Raw genomic sequence first — 15,430 nt, forward strand, 5'->3', positions numbered from 1 at the left:
GGATAGTGTGAGACTATTTTCGGGTGTTCTTCTTTTCTTTCTTATTTTCCTTTTCTCTCCCGTTCTTAATTTCCTGTTTCCCTTTAATCCGATCTTCAATCGACTTCAGGCTTGACGAAAAATCAAGATCAACATTTTCAAGTTTTGCCATCTTTAACGCCTTCAATGCCTTTTTGTATTTTCTTAATTTTTCAAATAGAAGTGCTTTCTTGATCCAAATCCCTGTCAAGGGCATCGCCGGAAGTGTCAAAGCAAATTTAATCGTCTTTTTTGCAGCTTCATAATCCCCCATATCAATCAATGTCTGAATGAAATAAGGATATACTTCCAATGCCTGTACATTATGCACCAAAGCTTCCTGGAAATACCTTTTTGCCTGCTCATAGTCCAATAGCTGTTCGGCATGAACTCTTCCCATCAAACATAGCGCCATTGTATTAGACTCATCATAAGACAGTGCATAGGATAAGGATTCCATGGTCTCCTCCAAATACATAGGATAATTATCCAGTGCCTGAAGGACATATTTATTTACTGAATTCATAAAATTTTCTAAAACATAACATTCATATCCAGCTTTCACAATAACCTTGAAAGTAACTGGATTTTTAAAACTCCATAATAAGCTAAGCATATTGGAACAGTGGACCACCATTTAGAGAGCCAAGTTTTAGCCAATATCAACATAGGTTACTTAACGTATTAAGAAAGAAGATTAGGAAAGGGCCGTATTCCGAAGAATATTCCCGAGAATCTTCTCTGTGGACGAAGCGGGATTTTCTGATATTACAAACATATTCTTCCGTTTTTATTAATTACTCTATTAAATTGCAAAGATTCAAAATATTTACCAAATTCCCAAAAACTTTTGATTATTAATCCGTTATATCTTACAGCACGATATTGGCATATTATTGTCGCATCAATTTCGCTGAAATTCAACGACTATTTCCCCATCTTTGGACTATGGAAAGTCAATCAGCTAATCAATTAATCAAACTATCAAGAAAACGTAAGGGACTAACGCAGCAGGAACTCGCCGATCAGGCGGGTGTATCGCTAAGAACAGTGCAACGCATCGAAAAAGGCACTGAAGAAATCAGTGGATTTAGTCTCAAACAGATCAGTCAAATCTTGGAAATACCTTTAGAACAACTCATTATGCCAAATGTAAATCAAATCAGTATCGACAACAATCAAACAGGAAGTATTAAAGCGCTATATTTAGCATCGCTCACCTTTTTGGTCAATCCGTTATTAGGATTATTGGTCCCAGCAATTATGGGCTATACAAAGCAAAACAAAGACGCCTTATACAGTAAACACCTAAAAAAAATAATTGTAATACATGCTGTTGGACTATTTTTTCTCGGAAGTTTCATAGGCTATATTATTATTGCAGATTTTTTTAAGATTTCACTACCGTCTTTTTTAAGCGATATATTCAATAGCGCCTATTTTTTACTCATCCCAGTATGCTACTACATATTGATTCTAACCTTCACTATTTTTAATTATATCGCAATAAGGAAGGCCAAGCTCAGTTCTGCAAACTAAACCAATACTAATGAATCTGTTGCGATTAAAATCACAGTGGTTTCTTTTGAACGATCAATACCCAATCATTCTCCAGCAACAGATAGCCTGTTTCATAAATAAAGTTATAGGTCTGTCCCTTGTTATTGGAAAAAGTATGTGTATGAAACTTAAAATCAAATCCCAACCGCTTTAACTTTTCCCGTTGTATCTTGATCATACCCTCCCCACTCAACGCTTCCAATAAAATACGACGGTTTTTTCGTAGGATATTATTCACATTGCGCACCATATTGGTCTGGTCGCTATTTAATTTATTGTTATAGGCGTTCCGGCAAGCATCATCACAAAATCGCTTGTCAGAACGGCCATATATACCCTTGCCACATTCAAGGCAGACTTTCTCGACAGAACTCATAACGGAAGATTAAACGACAACAAACGGTTACAATCGACTATAGTCGAATACAAATGGTAAATAGACGACTATATTCTTTTCCCCGCCCCACCTTTGCTTAAGATCATTTGGCATCGATAGCCAATGACCGTCAACTAAAATAAGAATTATTAAAAACATTTAAAAATTAGACGCATGAGCACATTACGCAACAAAGTACAATTGGTTGGGCATTTAGGAAACGACCCATTAATCAAAACAACTTCCACCGGTACAAATTATTCCGTATTACGTCTCGCCACCAATGATCTTTTCAAGAACAAAGCCGGCGAGTGGGTTGAAGAAGTTCAATGGCATACACTCGTGGTTTGGGGTAATCAAAACAATACCATTGAAAAGAAATGCCAACGTGGAACCAAACTCATGGTTGAGGGCAAACTCACCTATCGTAATTATGAGAATGCAGATGGGGTAAAACAATATGTCACAGAAATTAAAGTAGATAATTTCATGGTTTTATCGGAGTCCAACGGTGCCAAAGAAGACAGCCCAAAACTTCCGGATGAAACTGAAGATGACCTCCCCTTCTAGTATGATCGACGAGGTAGATTTTTCAAGTCTCTACCTCGTCGATTGTTCCCAACTTATTTTGTTAGGCTTGCTGTCAACTCTCTTCCTAGGTTCTCAGCATAAGCCTTCCATAATTTGGCATCTTCCGGTGTAAACTTAGAAACAGCTTCAGTTTCTTTGGTCGCCCATTCCTGACGCTTGGACGCAAGCTCCTTGAGCTTAACAACATCGCCACTTTTAGCAACAGCGATAAATTCCTTGATATATTTTGTGTAATCCTCCGCCAATTTTTGTGTCTCAACAGAACTAAATTTAGGTATTGGCACTTCGCCGCCTCTATTTTCCAGCAGCGTTTTGGCCGTATCTTTTTTAATGTCAATAGCGGCAGTCGTATCTTTTACTTCAACTTTTTTAGTCGTGGAATTATTACAGGAAATAACAAAAAATCCAGCAATTAATGCTAATAAGGTTACTTTCTTCATCTATTTAAATTTAGTTTTTTATCCATGGTAATTTAGCCGTTTATGCATGTTGTACTGAAACTAAATAAATCACACTACTTTTAGCGGATCGACAAGTTCGTCACTATTTATCTTACTTATAACATTACCGATTTATAACATTACCGTCCTTGAGATTTATTCTTACCAATAAAAACCAACTCTCTGTTGATGATACATTATCCTATTATCCAGGTGTTGACTCCTGATCTTGGATCGAATCCTGCACAAATTTCCATTTTTATTGTGAGATAACAGTTTAGAATAATCTCTCATGAACCAAAGACGCGAATCAACAGCGCAAAAGTTTTACTTTATTATCGAACTAATTTAATTACAATGCCCGACTTCACAAAATTTTTTGTGGGCATTCACATCTGCAGACCTGATTTAGTAGTCTTCTTTTCTTGCCTGAAAGTCAGCATCAGATCAACCTCAAGACCGCTTTTCGTAGGGGTATTACAAGGGGTTAACAGGGGTATAGCAGGGGTAAATCCCTGCAAACCCCTTGTTAACCCCCTGTAAGTAGAGTACAATAACACCATTAACCTAGAATATGGTAACAATATGTAAATACGCTCGATACCGGCAATACCAAATAAACAGCAGGAAAAAGTTCCACGCGATTAGATTCGCTCAAACTTGGCATACAATTTCCAGAAATATGCTTTCTCTCCCAAAGTGAAATCAATCTTCTTCCAGACATTTAAGGCTAAACTAATCTCCTTTTCCTGCAAACTGTATTTTCCAATAAAGAACTCTTCCTCGGAAAAATACAAACCAAAGGCATTATCCAAAGTATGTAAGCTCTGAACATCAACTTCTTCAAAAAACAAAATGGATTGAGGGCTAGCCAAAAAATCGCTCGGTACCGGAATAGGGTCAGCATATTCGATTGCGATGAGACGGTTCCTACTTTGCAAAGGAAATTCAATTATTGGAAGCTCATCTAATTTCGAAAAATGAGTACTCGCTTCAAAAATAGCATCCCGTTCCAGCAGCGGGATTTGTAACAATCTTTTACGTCCAATAATAGAAACATTTGGCTCAAAATAATCATTGAAATTAAGAATTTCATTGACAGATAGATTTTTTTCAATAAGATGCTGCACAGGAATGCCAAAATAATTTGCAATTTTAAGAACAATTTCAATTTTTGGTTCCGCACGCATTTCTTCGTAAGACGAAATATTACCTCTAGTAAGATTAAAAATATCCCCAAACGCCTGTTGACTCATTCCTTTCACTTTTCTTAGTTTCTTAATATTGTTCCCTACGTTACTCATTTTAAAAAAAATTGAATTTTTATTGCAAAATATTTTTGCATTTTTATTACCTTTATGCAAAGAATATGTGCAATATATAAAAAACTTGATTATGTACTTCTCAAAAATTGAAAATTATATCGCCAACATCGGTTACACCATTACCCATAAGGATACAAAAGAAGGAATCTTTGTCATCGAAAATGAAGACGACGGAATTCGTAACCTCATTGTAGGCATTGCCCAACCCATCCTGATTTTTGAGCAATACCTTTTTACAATCAGCAATGACACCATGGATATGTTCAAATCACTATTGATAAAAAATAGAGATATTATCCACGGCGGATTTGCGTTAACGGAAGATGGTACCAAAGTTATATTTCGGTATACGTTACAAATACATAATCTCGACCAGAACGAATTTGATGCAGCCATCAATTCGCTGAGTCTGTTGATGAGTGAATATTATAATCAGTTAATAAGTTTTTCAAAATTATAGAATAATGAATATTTTTAAGAGAATTTTCAGAATCGGTCAAGCAGAGATCCACGCAGTCGTGGACAAAATGGAAGACCCCATCAAAATGACGGAACAGGGTATCCGTGAGATGAAAGAGGACCTGGAACAATCGTTGGAAGCCTATGCTAAAGTGAAGGCCTTAGCCATACGTACCCAAAACAATTGTGAAAAGAAAAAAGAAGAAGCCAATGAATTTGAGAACAAAGCTATTCTATTACTCCAAAAGGCACAAAAGGGAGAGCTAACGGCAGAAAAGGCCGAAGGTCTGGCAAAGGAAGCGCTGTTACTGAAAAAACAGTTATTAATCGAAGCTAGTGAATTGGAGAAACAAGCCGTGATTCATCAAAGTTCAGCCGATGAGCTACACAAAAATGTAGACATTCTCAAATTCAATATATCGAAATGGGAAGGTGAACTCTCCACATTAAAGGCACGTGTAAAGGTCTCTAACGCAGCTAAAATGGTCAATCGGCAGCTCGCTAATATCGATTCCAATAGTACGATTTCCATGTTAGAACGTATGAAAGAGAAAGTCGAGGAAGACGAGGCACTAGCGAAGGCCTATGGCGAGATTGCACTAGGTAATAAAAGTAAAGTTGATGAGATTAACGAGACCATCGGCGGGTCTGAAGCCGTCAACAACGAATTAGAAGAACTAAAAAGAAAATTAAATAGTGATGAAAAGATTTGAGTATAAAACGCTAAAAATTGAACCTAAGGGTTTCTGGGGAACAAAGTTGGATCCCGAAAAAATTGATGAAATCTTAAATGATCTTGGAAATCAAGGCTGGGAACTGGTAACCATGCAGGACCTTGAGGTCAATGGCAGTTCCTGGTCGTTCCATTACACATTCAAAAGGGAGAAAATTTAAACAATAACACGATGACAGAACTAATCAATATCTTATTCAATCCATTATCCAATGGAATTATGACAGTCTTAACTGGCATGTCTGTAGTGTATTGGTTATTTATGTTTCTGATGGGTGATGGAGTACATCTCTTTGATGCCGATGCAGATATAGACCTCCATCCCACACCTGATGTCACAGACGTTGATGGATCACATGATATCGCAACTGAGGGGGGCGACCATGCTCACCATCATCATACGGATACGGACGCTAATACAGAACCTGGTTTCTTTGCAAAAGCAATGGATTACATCAATGTTGGCAAAGTACCCATCATGCTTATTGTAACACTATTCAAATTTATAGGCTGGATAATTACCATTATTTCTTCGCTCTTTATCGACGTTGCTTCATGGGGAATAAAGTCTGTATTAATCCTAATCCCCGTTTTCATTGTTACATTTATATTAATGCATTTTCTGACCAAACCCTTAGCTAAAATGTTTAAAACTATAGGTTACAATGGCGAAGAAAGTCACGATTTTCTTGGTCGCATGGGTAAAATGAGAGCCAGTATTGAAGGCAAGAAAATAGGTTCTGCCGAATTTATCATCCAACAGGATCCTATTCGCCTCAATGTTGTCAGCCACAATGGGGAGAAAATAGGCTACGGAGACGATGTCATTATTGTTGACGAATCCAAGGACAAGAAATATTATTATGTGACCAAAGAAATCACGATAGACAATATTTAATGAAAAAAGAATAAAAGAAAAGAATCGACACCTAAACAACTGTCCTAAAAGAACGGATATTTATTCTTTTAAATCCTAATCGTAAACCCAAATATTAAAATCTAAATAAATACAAATCATATGCTATATCAACCTCTTTTATTTTTAAGTGGCTTAAACGGAATTATACTTTTAATTGTCGGATTGGCTGTCTTTTTAATTTTTGCATTCTTTGTTGTATTGAGTGCATTCTATAAGAAAATTCCACAAGGGAAAGCAATTGTCCGAACTGGTGTTGGTGGTACAAAGGTAGCATTCAACAAAGGAATGTATGTTGTACCTGTATTTCACAAGATGGAGATCATGGACATCTCTATCAAAAAAATTGAGATCGCCCGTATGCAAGGTGAGGGTTTGATCTGCAAGGACAATATTCGTGCAGATATCAAAGTTGCTTTCTTTGTTCGCGTCAATAAAAGTGTAGATGATGTGATCAATGTTGCCCAAAATTTAGGTTGCGACCGTGCAAGTGAGCCGGAAACATTAAAAAGCATTTTTGAATCTAAATTCTCCGAGGCCTTAAAAACAGTCGGTAAGAAATTTGATTTCATCGAATTGTATGAAGCGCGTCGGGAGTTTCGCGACGAAATTTTGGATATCATCGGAACAGACCTGAACGGTTATATTCTAGATGACTGTGCAATCGACTATCTTGAGCAGACAGATATTGAGCATCTCAATCCAAACAATATCTTAGACAGTGAGGGCATTAAAAAAATAACGGAGCTAACGGCGAAGCAAAATATCAATGCCAATTTTATCCGTCGTGACGAAGAGAAGTTGATCAGAAAGCAAAACGTGGAAGCTCGTGAAGCGATTTTGGAACTTGATCGTCAACTTGCTGAAAAAGAAGAAAAGCAAAAACGTGAAATTGATAACATCAAGGCCCGCGAAGAAGCAGAAATAGCAAAGGTCCGTGAAGAAGAGCGCTTAAAATATGAAAGTGTCCGTATTTCTACCGAAGAGCAGCTGGCAGTACAGGAAGAAAATAAGCTGCGTCAGATCATCATTGCTGAGAAAAACAAGCAGCGCACGGATGCTGTGGAAGCAGAACGCGTAGAGAAAGACCGTGCTTTGGAACAAACTGAACGTGAACGCATTGTTACCTTGGCCCAAATCGACAAAGAACGCTCAATCGAGACTGAAAAGAAAAGTATCCAAGGTGTTATCAAGGAGCGCGTACAATTGGAGAAAGGTGTTATTGAAGAGCAACAAGGCGTCAAAGACATCGAAGTATTCCGTGAAGTAGAACGAAAGAAACAAGCTGGTGTTATCGCTGCATCACAAGAAGCAGAAGAAAAATTAATATCCACTGTTAAGGCAGCCGAAGCTGCAAAAATTGCTGCAGAGCAGGAAGCGGAGAAAAAAGTAATCGACGCAGAGGCGGCTCGTAAAATTGCCGAAAAGCGTGCTCAGGAATTATTGATAGATGCTGAAGCGAAAAAAGAGGCATCACTGAAGGAAGCCGAAAGTCGTAAAATTATTGCTGAAGCACAAGCCAAAGAAGAAGCCGCGCTTGGCTTATCCGAAGCTGAAGTGATGGTTGCAAAAGCCGAAGCCGAAGAAAAACAAGGTACCGTTGAAGCTAATGTGATCGAGAAGAAAGCGGAAGCGATGCGTAAAGAGGGCTTAGCACAAGCGGAAGTTGTGCGTGAGAAAGCGCTTGCTGAAGCAAAAGGTATCGAAGAGAAAGCAGAGGCGATGAAGAAATTGGATGGTGTGGGCAGAGATCACGAAGAGTTCAAATTGCAATTGCAAAAAGAACGTGATATTGAACTCGCACACATCAATATCCAAAAAGACATTGCTCAAGCACAAGCTGGCGTATTGTCGGAAGCACTTAAAACGGCAAAAATCGACATCGTTGGGGGTGAAACGATGTTCTTTGAGAATATCGTCCGTCAAGTTTCCAATTCCAAAGGTTTTGACCATCTGATCGACAACTCCAAACATGCGACCGATATCAAAAATTCCCTGATAGGTCCAGATGGACAAGGAGACCTTGCAGAGAAGGTGCGTGGATTAGCCGATAAATATGGAATTTCCACAAACGATATAAAGAACCTCACAGTTTCAGCAGCATTGATAAAACTTCAACAAGCGGCGACTGACGCTGAAAATGGCGAAGACACCGGTTTTATCAATTCTTTGTTCGGGTTAGCAAAAAACTTAGGCATATCCAATAAAAAGCTGTCTTAGTTAATACCTACTCCATTATTGCCTGCAGATGAATGCTATTTATCACTGCAGGTAATAAACAAAAGATTTCACCACATATACAAAGTCGATAAAGCTCATTTTATGCCAGAAGAAAACGTAATAAACCAGAACGACTCCCTTGATCAAGGTGCATATGAGATTATTCGAAAGCGACTCCTTACACAAAAAGAAGAGCTTTCTTCCAAACTCCTGCAGCTAAATGATGCCCGCAAGGAAGTATTTAATGCGACAAGTTTTATACTCAAGGCCAATCAACGGATCACCACAGAAAACAACTGTGTTGCCCGTGGTATTTTAGCCCTCGACAATCTATGTATATTTGGCTATAATGTCCATTTTGGCTTACGCTCTGAAATTAAACTCGAAGATGTTTTTAGTGTATATGCATTTGAAAACAACCAGTTTATACCACAATCACTCGATCTGATCAATGATCACAATTTCATTAGTGATTATCAAAATCTATATAAATACTATCGCGACTCGATCTTTTCCAAGTTTCGACGTACGGAAAACTATCTTTACATGATCTTTCAGACCAGCAAAAATCCTGCTGACCTGAAAGCTTTCAAGTGGTTGATCAAAGACGGAACGCTTCAATATCAGGACGACCGAAGCATTCATGAGGTCAAATTGCCTAACCAGTTTGAGTTTGATTGGACAAAAACAACACTGGAAGATCGTCGTCTTGGGAAACATCCACACATATCCATTAAGGACAAAATCTTTATTGAAGCAATCAATGGCGATATTACTTTCAAAATCGAAAATAATACCGATACGGGGAAAGGGATCTTCTCCGAAAAAGTTTCAAACACCGACCAACAATTGGACGATGCGGATTACTATTATGCAGACCTTGGCAATTTGATAGCCGTTCGCATCAAACCCTATCAAGAAGATTTCCGCGCATTTGTCTTTAACCAACGGACAAAAGAAGTTGTCAATCTTAAATCGCTTAATGAATCAGCCATTCTACTTCCCGATAATCAAGGAATCATTTTTTCTAACGGATACTACCTGCAGAATGGCACCCATAAAATCTTTGACGTCCAGTTTGACCAGGTTAGCTTCCTTAGACGCATAGCATCACCAAACGGCGAAGACTTTCTCTATATCTTTTGTCAGGAAGAGACGAATACCTACATCTTACTGTCTTATAATATCATTCAGCAGCATGTCGAAACTCCGATCATCTGCAATGGCTTCACACTTTTCAAAGACGGTAGTTTAATTTACTTTCACACAGAGGCTGAAGCAACAAGGCATCATCAGGTTCAGATCTGGGAAACCCCTTACTTGGCCGTACTCAAAGAAAATGAGCTAAAAAAAGACGATCCGCTTTATAAGGTTGGTAATAAACAGATCGTACAAGCCATGGCCGAGGCACAAGAAGTCATACAGCTCATTAACAAAGAAGACAGTTATGAAGGTCTTTACGAGGATATACTCAAAAAATCGACTGTCCTGCTTGACTCCTATTTTTGGATAAAGGATGAAGCCTTGTCAAACCTTGGGCAGCCATTAGCTCAAATCAAGGAAGTTGCCAATACAGCAATTGACGAGTTTGTTAAGGTTCAAGCCCAACGTAAATACGCCACAGAGCTCAATAGCAGTGCCGAGAAGAAAATGGAAGAGCTTACCTTTTCCATCAATAGTACAGTAGTCGAAAAGCTTGATCAACTTGTTCATCAACTGGCAGATTCACGTCGTTTACAAGGCGAAATCATTGACCTCAAAAATGTCAAATATATCGATATAGTCCGCATCGATGCTTTACTCGATAAACTACAGTCAATCACCACCGAACTCGCCGAAAAGACAATTGCCTTCTTGCTTCGCGACGAGGCATTGCAGTCCTATGAGCAAAAAGTTGAACAACAGAAGAACAACGTCGCTGCAATTATCAAAGTTTATGATGCCAAAGCGATCGAGGAAACGAATTCGGCAATATCCAGTGAGCTCGAGCTCCTAATTGACATACTAAACAGCTTAAAAATAGACGATTCCACCCAGACGACTAAAATAATTGAAAAGATAGCTGTTATTTTCTCGTCCTTGAATGAAGTCCGGTCGCAGCTTACACGCAAACTCAATTCATTAAAAAGTACGGAAGCCATTGCAGAATTTTCGGCCCAGCTTACGCTACTGGAGCAATCTGTCACCAACTACCTTGAACTCTCCACAACAACAGAAAAAGTAGACGAGTATTACACCAAAGTCATTGTCCAACTGGAAGAACTCGAAAGTAAATTTTCAGAATTTGAGGACTTTGCACTGAAGATCGCAGATAAACGCGATGAAGTTATCAAAGCATTCAATTCCCGCAGAGAGCAAATCGTTGAACAGATCAACAAACGCAGTTCTTCGCTCGAACAAATTGGGCTTCGTGTTTTAAAGAATATCGAAAACAAATCAAAGACATTTGCAACACGTGAAGAAATCCTGAGTTTCTTTGCTTCAGATTTGATGATTGACAAAATCAGACAACTTGTGCAAGAACTGAAAACGCTCAGTGATGTTTCAAAAGCCGAAAATCTTGAAAACCTACTCAAAAAATCTCAAGAGGATGCATTGCGCATTTTACGTGACAAGAATGATCTTTTTGTAGATGGAGAGAATATTATTGCGCTTGGCAAGCATAAATTCGCCGTCAATAATCAGTCACTTAGTTTAACGCTCTTGCGCAAAAATGACGAAATATACTTCCATCTTACCGGAACAAGCTTCTATCAAAAAGTCAAAGGCTCCGAAATAGAAAACTTTAGAGATATTTGGGATCAGGAACTGATTTCCGAAAACAAAGATGTATACCGAGCTGAATATCTCGCTTATAAAACATTCCTTGCTTCTAAAGGACAGCACGATTTTGATGCCAACCTGTTTATCAATCAGACTGTCGAGCAAAGTTATTCGGAAGGTTATGTCAAAGGAGTGCATAATTTTGATGCCCTGGTAATCTATGATACCATCAAACAGCTAGACAGCAAGCTTGATCTTTTACGTTACGATGCTCATTTGCGTGCTATGGCGCAGTTGTTTTGGCATTCACTGGCCCAAGACCAACAGGAAAAACAGAAAGCGTTGATCCAGTCTACACACTCCGTATTAAAAGCATTTCCAAATTCCACACGCTACCAATCTGTCGTTGACGAACTCACAAAATTATTCAACAATTGGGACACTCATTTGGACCGCTCGACAATTAGTGGAGAGGAGATCGCGAGCTATCTTTTCCAGACTTTCACAAGCTACAGCAAGTTTGTCGTCAGTGAGCAATCGGATGAACTGAAGAAGGCTTTCATCAGGTTATTGGAAAACAAAAAGAGTTTCAAACTCTTTGAAGCAGATATTCAGCATACACAATTTAATCTCGTAGACCGTTTCTATTTGACTTTAAATTGGCTAAATTCTTTTATCGACGAGAACAGTGACTACCAGGCTTTCCACAAGTACATTGAGGAAACTGCAGTCACACTCCTTTATCCAAAAGATGAATACCAATTGATCATCGCCAAAGACAATGCGCTCATCCAGGGATTAAAGGGAAATCATCCGATCTTGAACAATGGAGAAGAGCAGATTCAATACCATCAATTTCTGAGTAGGTTGAAGACATTTGCCGAATTGAATGCCCCTCGTTTTCAAGAATTCGCTTCTTTGAAGGAGCAGCTTGGAAAAACATATGCCAAGGAGCTGAAAATCGGAGAATTTGAACCAAAAGTCTTAACATCCTTTGTCCGCAATAAGTTGATCAACGAAGTTTACTTTCCATTGATCGGAAATAATCTGGCCAAACAACTTGGGGCAGCTGGCGACAATAAACGTACCGCCAGAATGGGTATGCTTCTCCTCATTTCTCCGCCAGGTTACGGAAAGACAACATTGATGGAATACCTAGCGAAAACCATGGGATTACATTTTGTGAAAATCAACGGACCTACAATTGGGCATTCCATTACTTCAATTGATCCTGTGGAGGCGAAAACTTCCGGGGAACGTGAGGAACTTAAGAAGATTAATCTTGCCTTTGAAATGGCCGACAATGTGATGCTCTACCTCGATGATATCCAACATTTGAATCCTGAATTCCTACAGAAATTTATTTCATTGGCTGACGGCCAACGTAAGATCGACGGTATTTTTGAAGGCGAGAGTAAAACATATGATTTGCGCGGGAAAAGATTCTGCATCGTAATGGCTGGAAACCCCTATACAGAAAGCGGGTCCAAATTTCAGATTCCAGATATGCTTGCCAACCGTGCCGATGTCTACAATCTAGGGGATGTGATCGGTGATACCGAAGCACTATTCAATCTAAGCTTGATCGAAAATGCGGCAATTGAAAACAGCTACCTTGAAAAAATAGCAAGCAAATCCTTCAACGACTTTTATGCTTTAGTGAACTACGCGCAATCGGTGGTAGACCAACTTCCCGATTTAGAAGGCAATTACCTGAAGCAAGATATCGATGATTTTATAACGGTATTAAAACATGTATTAAAGATCAGAAATGTTGTCATTAAGGTCAATCAAAATTATATTCAAAGTGCGGCCATGCAGGACAATTACCGAACAGAACCGCCGTTCAAAATGCAAGGATCTTACCGGAATATGAGCAAGCTCATTGCGCAGATCGTGCCCATGATGAACGATCAGGAAATCGATCAAGTTATCCTCGCACATTATGAAAGCGAGTCACAAACCCTTACTGCCGATACAGAAAGTAATCTTCTAAAATTGAAAGAACTCGCCGGATTGATAAACAATGTGGAACAAGAGCGCTGGGAACACATCAAACAAATCTTCCGCAAGAACAATAAACATGGTGGTTTGGCCAAAGATGATAAGGTGTTTGCACAAATGCAGGACTTTAACGAAAATCTAGAGGGTATCATACAGGCCATTCGTGCTTATAAGAATTAGCATTTTTCATGATTTTTCCAGCTGACGACAAAAGATGAGTCAGCTGGAAAAAACTATCCTAAATAGACGCACAACAGTGCTTTTCTAGAAATAGCGATTGCGGACTACTTATTTACCAGGCCCGAAGAGACTGTAAATATGCCAAAGTCGTCGATTAGCATACGTTCCTTAACGACTCCATTGTAGGCCATCAGACGGTCTAATTCTTTCTGCGAACGACGGCGCATCACCCAGTCTTTTTTCTGATGACTGTTTAACACGTAAGCAATCATCTTTAACTGTGGATGCCATGGCTGTCCAGTATAAACCAAATGACTGCTTTCTTCACAAATCGAAGTTGCACCTTTTAAAGCCCTACTTGCCATTTCATTGTCACCAAAAAGTTCAAAAATACCTGAGATAATAACAATGTTAGGCTCAAATTCCAGTTTGGAATAGGTAGCTGTATCAAAACAATCGTAGTTGGTAAATCGTATTCCCTGCAATCCGTTTCTACGGATAATCTTCTCTCCTACCGCAATATTTGACAACAGGAATTCATTAATCACGATTTCGGCTTCGGGATATTTTTCTTTAATATCAAATAAGTAATTTCCGGTCCCACCCGCAATGTCCAATATTTTAACGGTTTTTCCAGCAGCTTTAACTTTCGTTATATGCTCTTCCAGCAACTGTAACAAGTGTTGTTTTCGAATGCGAATTCCTTTCCAGCCGATGGCCTCCAGATAACCACGGTCGAGGATACGCCCAAAGCGATTTTTACCCTGCGATTCATTGCGATAGACGTAGTCCAGCGATATCCCAGAATCAAATCCAAACTGCAGGCCTAAATTCATTCCTTTACTTAAGGAACCTATTTTACCCAATGCCCATTTTTGGACCGCATAATTCAATTTTTCACCCGCAGGAAGTAACTTATGGTATAATTGTTCATACTCTTTCACCGAAAACTCATCGGGTTCAAGCGTCAACTCAGGACTTTGTCGGGCATAGGCCTTGTCGATAAAGTTTCGCAGATACTGGTAAACTTTCTGCCGGTTTGTTTCAAATAGAATCCCATGGTAGAAATTACGTAATGTAATAAAGGTCTTCAACTTTGAAGCAATTGTCACAAAGAATTTTTTCTGTACCGAATTTTTGACCACATAATCTTTTTCAGCAGAAAGGACAATCACAGGAATATCAATCGCCGCAGCGTCTTCAACGATACGCTCGCCAGCTTTTAATAGATCAACCAACAAAGCGCCATTGATAGATTTGGATATCAAAGGATCGGCATCGTAAGCCTTCTGCTGATCGATATCGTGAGTCAACACTTTAGATTTGACATAACTCTGGATAATCAGATCTTTTTTTAGCTTTGTTCCCAAAGCAATCATCTGATTTGCCAAGGGCACATATAATTTAATTTCAAATGCAGGTGCCAACAATGCAATACCAGCGACTTTAGGAGCAAAATCATGTACCCAGGCACTGACAATAACTCCTGCAATACTATTGGCGATAACGAAAATGTCTTTCGAATCAACCAAATATTCTCGGCCTATATAATGAACGAAACTATCTAGATCCCGTACATAATCCATAAAGATCGCTGAAACTGGTTCTTTCGTATAGCCATGTCCGCGCAAATCAAATGCAAAGATTGAATGATCGGCAAACTGTGGATCCGTAGCCATCTCCTGCAGACGTTCCGAATGCTCATGCCCACGGTGCAGTACGATCAATGTCCGCTGTCCGGCCTGATAATTCCAAACGCGATATAATAACTCCCCTTGATCAAAACTCTTGAAGTAACCTGATTTCATGTATAATTTTATTGACTAATATCAAATAGTATAGTTA

At 38.9% G+C, this 15,430-nt stretch carries 13 protein-coding genes; 8 read left to right on the forward strand and 5 right to left on the reverse strand.

Annotated features, from left to right (window positions below; translation table 11 throughout):
- Positions 1-13: 13 nt before the first annotated feature.
- Positions 14-544 carry a hypothetical protein gene (locus HS960_RS18470; protein WP_153844914.1) on the reverse strand — a complete coding sequence of 177 codons (531 nt, stop codon included), beginning with the start codon at positions 542-544 and terminating at the stop codon, positions 14-16.
- Positions 545-966: 422 nt separating this feature from the next.
- Between HS960_RS18470 and HS960_RS18475 the strand changes: the two genes are divergently transcribed.
- Positions 967-1,557, forward strand: coding sequence for a helix-turn-helix domain-containing protein (locus tag HS960_RS18475; RefSeq protein ID WP_153844913.1), 591 nt, complete (start codon positions 967-969; stop codon positions 1,555-1,557).
- A gap of 31 nt (positions 1,558-1,588) precedes the next feature.
- Here HS960_RS18475 and HS960_RS18480 read toward each other — a convergent pair whose 3' ends face one another.
- Positions 1,589-1,954, reverse strand: coding sequence for a hypothetical protein (locus tag HS960_RS18480; RefSeq protein WP_145327180.1), 366 nt, complete (start codon positions 1,952-1,954; stop codon positions 1,589-1,591).
- A 174-nt stretch (positions 1,955-2,128) separates the two neighbouring features.
- Here HS960_RS18480 and HS960_RS18485 point away from each other — a divergent pair, with 174 nt between their 5' ends.
- Positions 2,129-2,524 carry a single-stranded DNA-binding protein gene (locus HS960_RS18485; RefSeq protein ID WP_153844912.1) on the forward strand — a complete coding sequence of 132 codons (396 nt, stop codon included), beginning with the start codon at positions 2,129-2,131 and terminating at the stop codon, positions 2,522-2,524.
- 53 nt (positions 2,525-2,577) lie between these two features.
- Here the strand turns inward: HS960_RS18485 and HS960_RS18490 are convergent, their stop codons facing one another.
- Both HS960_RS18490 and HS960_RS18495 read right to left on the reverse strand, forming a co-directional pair.
- Positions 2,578-2,985, reverse strand: a complete 408-nt coding sequence (locus HS960_RS18490) for a hypothetical protein (protein WP_153844911.1) — start codon at positions 2,983-2,985, stop codon at positions 2,578-2,580.
- Positions 2,986-3,629: 644 nt separating this feature from the next.
- Positions 3,630-4,349: a helix-turn-helix domain-containing protein gene (locus HS960_RS18495; protein ID WP_227550099.1), complete on the reverse strand. Its 720-nt coding sequence runs from the start codon at positions 4,347-4,349 to the stop codon at positions 3,630-3,632.
- 31 nt (positions 4,350-4,380) lie between these two features.
- On the opposite strand from HS960_RS18495, the gene HS960_RS18500 reads away from it, so the two are divergent.
- From HS960_RS18500 to HS960_RS18525, 6 genes are all read left to right on the forward strand, one after another.
- Positions 4,381-4,770, forward strand: coding sequence for a YbjN domain-containing protein (locus HS960_RS18500; protein ID WP_046674974.1), 390 nt, complete (start codon positions 4,381-4,383; stop codon positions 4,768-4,770).
- A gap of 4 nt (positions 4,771-4,774) precedes the next feature.
- Positions 4,775-5,482, forward strand: coding sequence for a PspA/IM30 family protein (locus HS960_RS18505; RefSeq protein ID WP_088160063.1), 708 nt, complete (start codon positions 4,775-4,777; stop codon positions 5,480-5,482).
- The gene (locus HS960_RS18510; protein WP_088160062.1) at positions 5,469-5,663 is read left to right on the forward strand and encodes a DUF4177 domain-containing protein; all 195 of its coding nucleotides are present in this window, start codon (positions 5,469-5,471) and stop codon (positions 5,661-5,663) included. The genes HS960_RS18505 and HS960_RS18510 overlap by 14 nt, the downstream gene beginning before the upstream one ends.
- 11 nt (positions 5,664-5,674) lie before the next feature.
- On the forward strand, positions 5,675-6,400 hold the full coding sequence (locus tag HS960_RS18515; RefSeq protein WP_153844910.1) for an OB-fold-containig protein: 726 nt from the start codon (positions 5,675-5,677) through the stop codon (positions 6,398-6,400).
- A 120-nt stretch (positions 6,401-6,520) separates the two neighbouring features.
- Positions 6,521-8,638 carry a flotillin family protein gene (locus HS960_RS18520; RefSeq protein WP_153844909.1) on the forward strand — a complete coding sequence of 706 codons (2,118 nt, stop codon included), beginning with the start codon at positions 6,521-6,523 and terminating at the stop codon, positions 8,636-8,638.
- A 102-nt stretch (positions 8,639-8,740) separates the two neighbouring features.
- Positions 8,741-13,585, forward strand: a complete 4,845-nt coding sequence (locus HS960_RS18525) for a DNA repair ATPase (RefSeq protein WP_153844908.1) — start codon at positions 8,741-8,743, stop codon at positions 13,583-13,585.
- 104 nt (positions 13,586-13,689) lie between these two features.
- Here HS960_RS18525 and HS960_RS18530 read toward each other — a convergent pair whose 3' ends face one another.
- Entirely contained in the window at positions 13,690-15,393 is a 1,704-nt protein-coding gene (locus tag HS960_RS18530) for a bifunctional alpha/beta hydrolase/class I SAM-dependent methyltransferase (protein WP_159731413.1), read from the reverse strand.
- Between the last annotated feature and the right edge of the window lie 37 nt (positions 15,394-15,430).

The sequence above is a fragment of the Sphingobacterium paramultivorum genome, from assembly GCF_014109745.1.
GTDB lineage: Bacteria > Bacteroidota > Bacteroidia > Sphingobacteriales > Sphingobacteriaceae > Sphingobacterium > Sphingobacterium paramultivorum.

Coding starts and splice junctions, on each gene's coding strand:
- HS960_RS18530 (WP_159731413.1), bottom strand. CDS start 15,393: ATGAAATCAGGTTACTTCAAGAGTTTTGATCAAGGGGAGTTATTATAT.
- HS960_RS18505 (WP_088160063.1), top strand. CDS start 4,775: ATGAATATTTTTAAGAGAATTTTCAGAATCGGTCAAGCAGAGATCCAC.
- HS960_RS18520 (WP_153844909.1), top strand. CDS start 6,521: ATGCTATATCAACCTCTTTTATTTTTAAGTGGCTTAAACGGAATTATA.
- HS960_RS18500 (WP_046674974.1), top strand. CDS start 4,381: ATGTACTTCTCAAAAATTGAAAATTATATCGCCAACATCGGTTACACC.
- HS960_RS18470 (WP_153844914.1), bottom strand. CDS start 544: ATGAATTCAGTAAATAAATATGTCCTTCAGGCACTGGATAATTATCCT.
- HS960_RS18510 (WP_088160062.1), top strand. CDS start 5,469: ATGAAAAGATTTGAGTATAAAACGCTAAAAATTGAACCTAAGGGTTTC.
- HS960_RS18480 (WP_145327180.1), bottom strand. CDS start 1,954: ATGAGTTCTGTCGAGAAAGTCTGCCTTGAATGTGGCAAGGGTATATAT.
- HS960_RS18490 (WP_153844911.1), bottom strand. CDS start 2,985: ATGAAGAAAGTAACCTTATTAGCATTAATTGCTGGATTTTTTGTTATT.
- HS960_RS18515 (WP_153844910.1), top strand. CDS start 5,675: ATGACAGAACTAATCAATATCTTATTCAATCCATTATCCAATGGAATT.
- HS960_RS18475 (WP_153844913.1), top strand. CDS start 967: ATGGAAAGTCAATCAGCTAATCAATTAATCAAACTATCAAGAAAACGT.
- HS960_RS18525 (WP_153844908.1), top strand. CDS start 8,741: ATGCCAGAAGAAAACGTAATAAACCAGAACGACTCCCTTGATCAAGGT.
- HS960_RS18485 (WP_153844912.1), top strand. CDS start 2,129: ATGAGCACATTACGCAACAAAGTACAATTGGTTGGGCATTTAGGAAAC.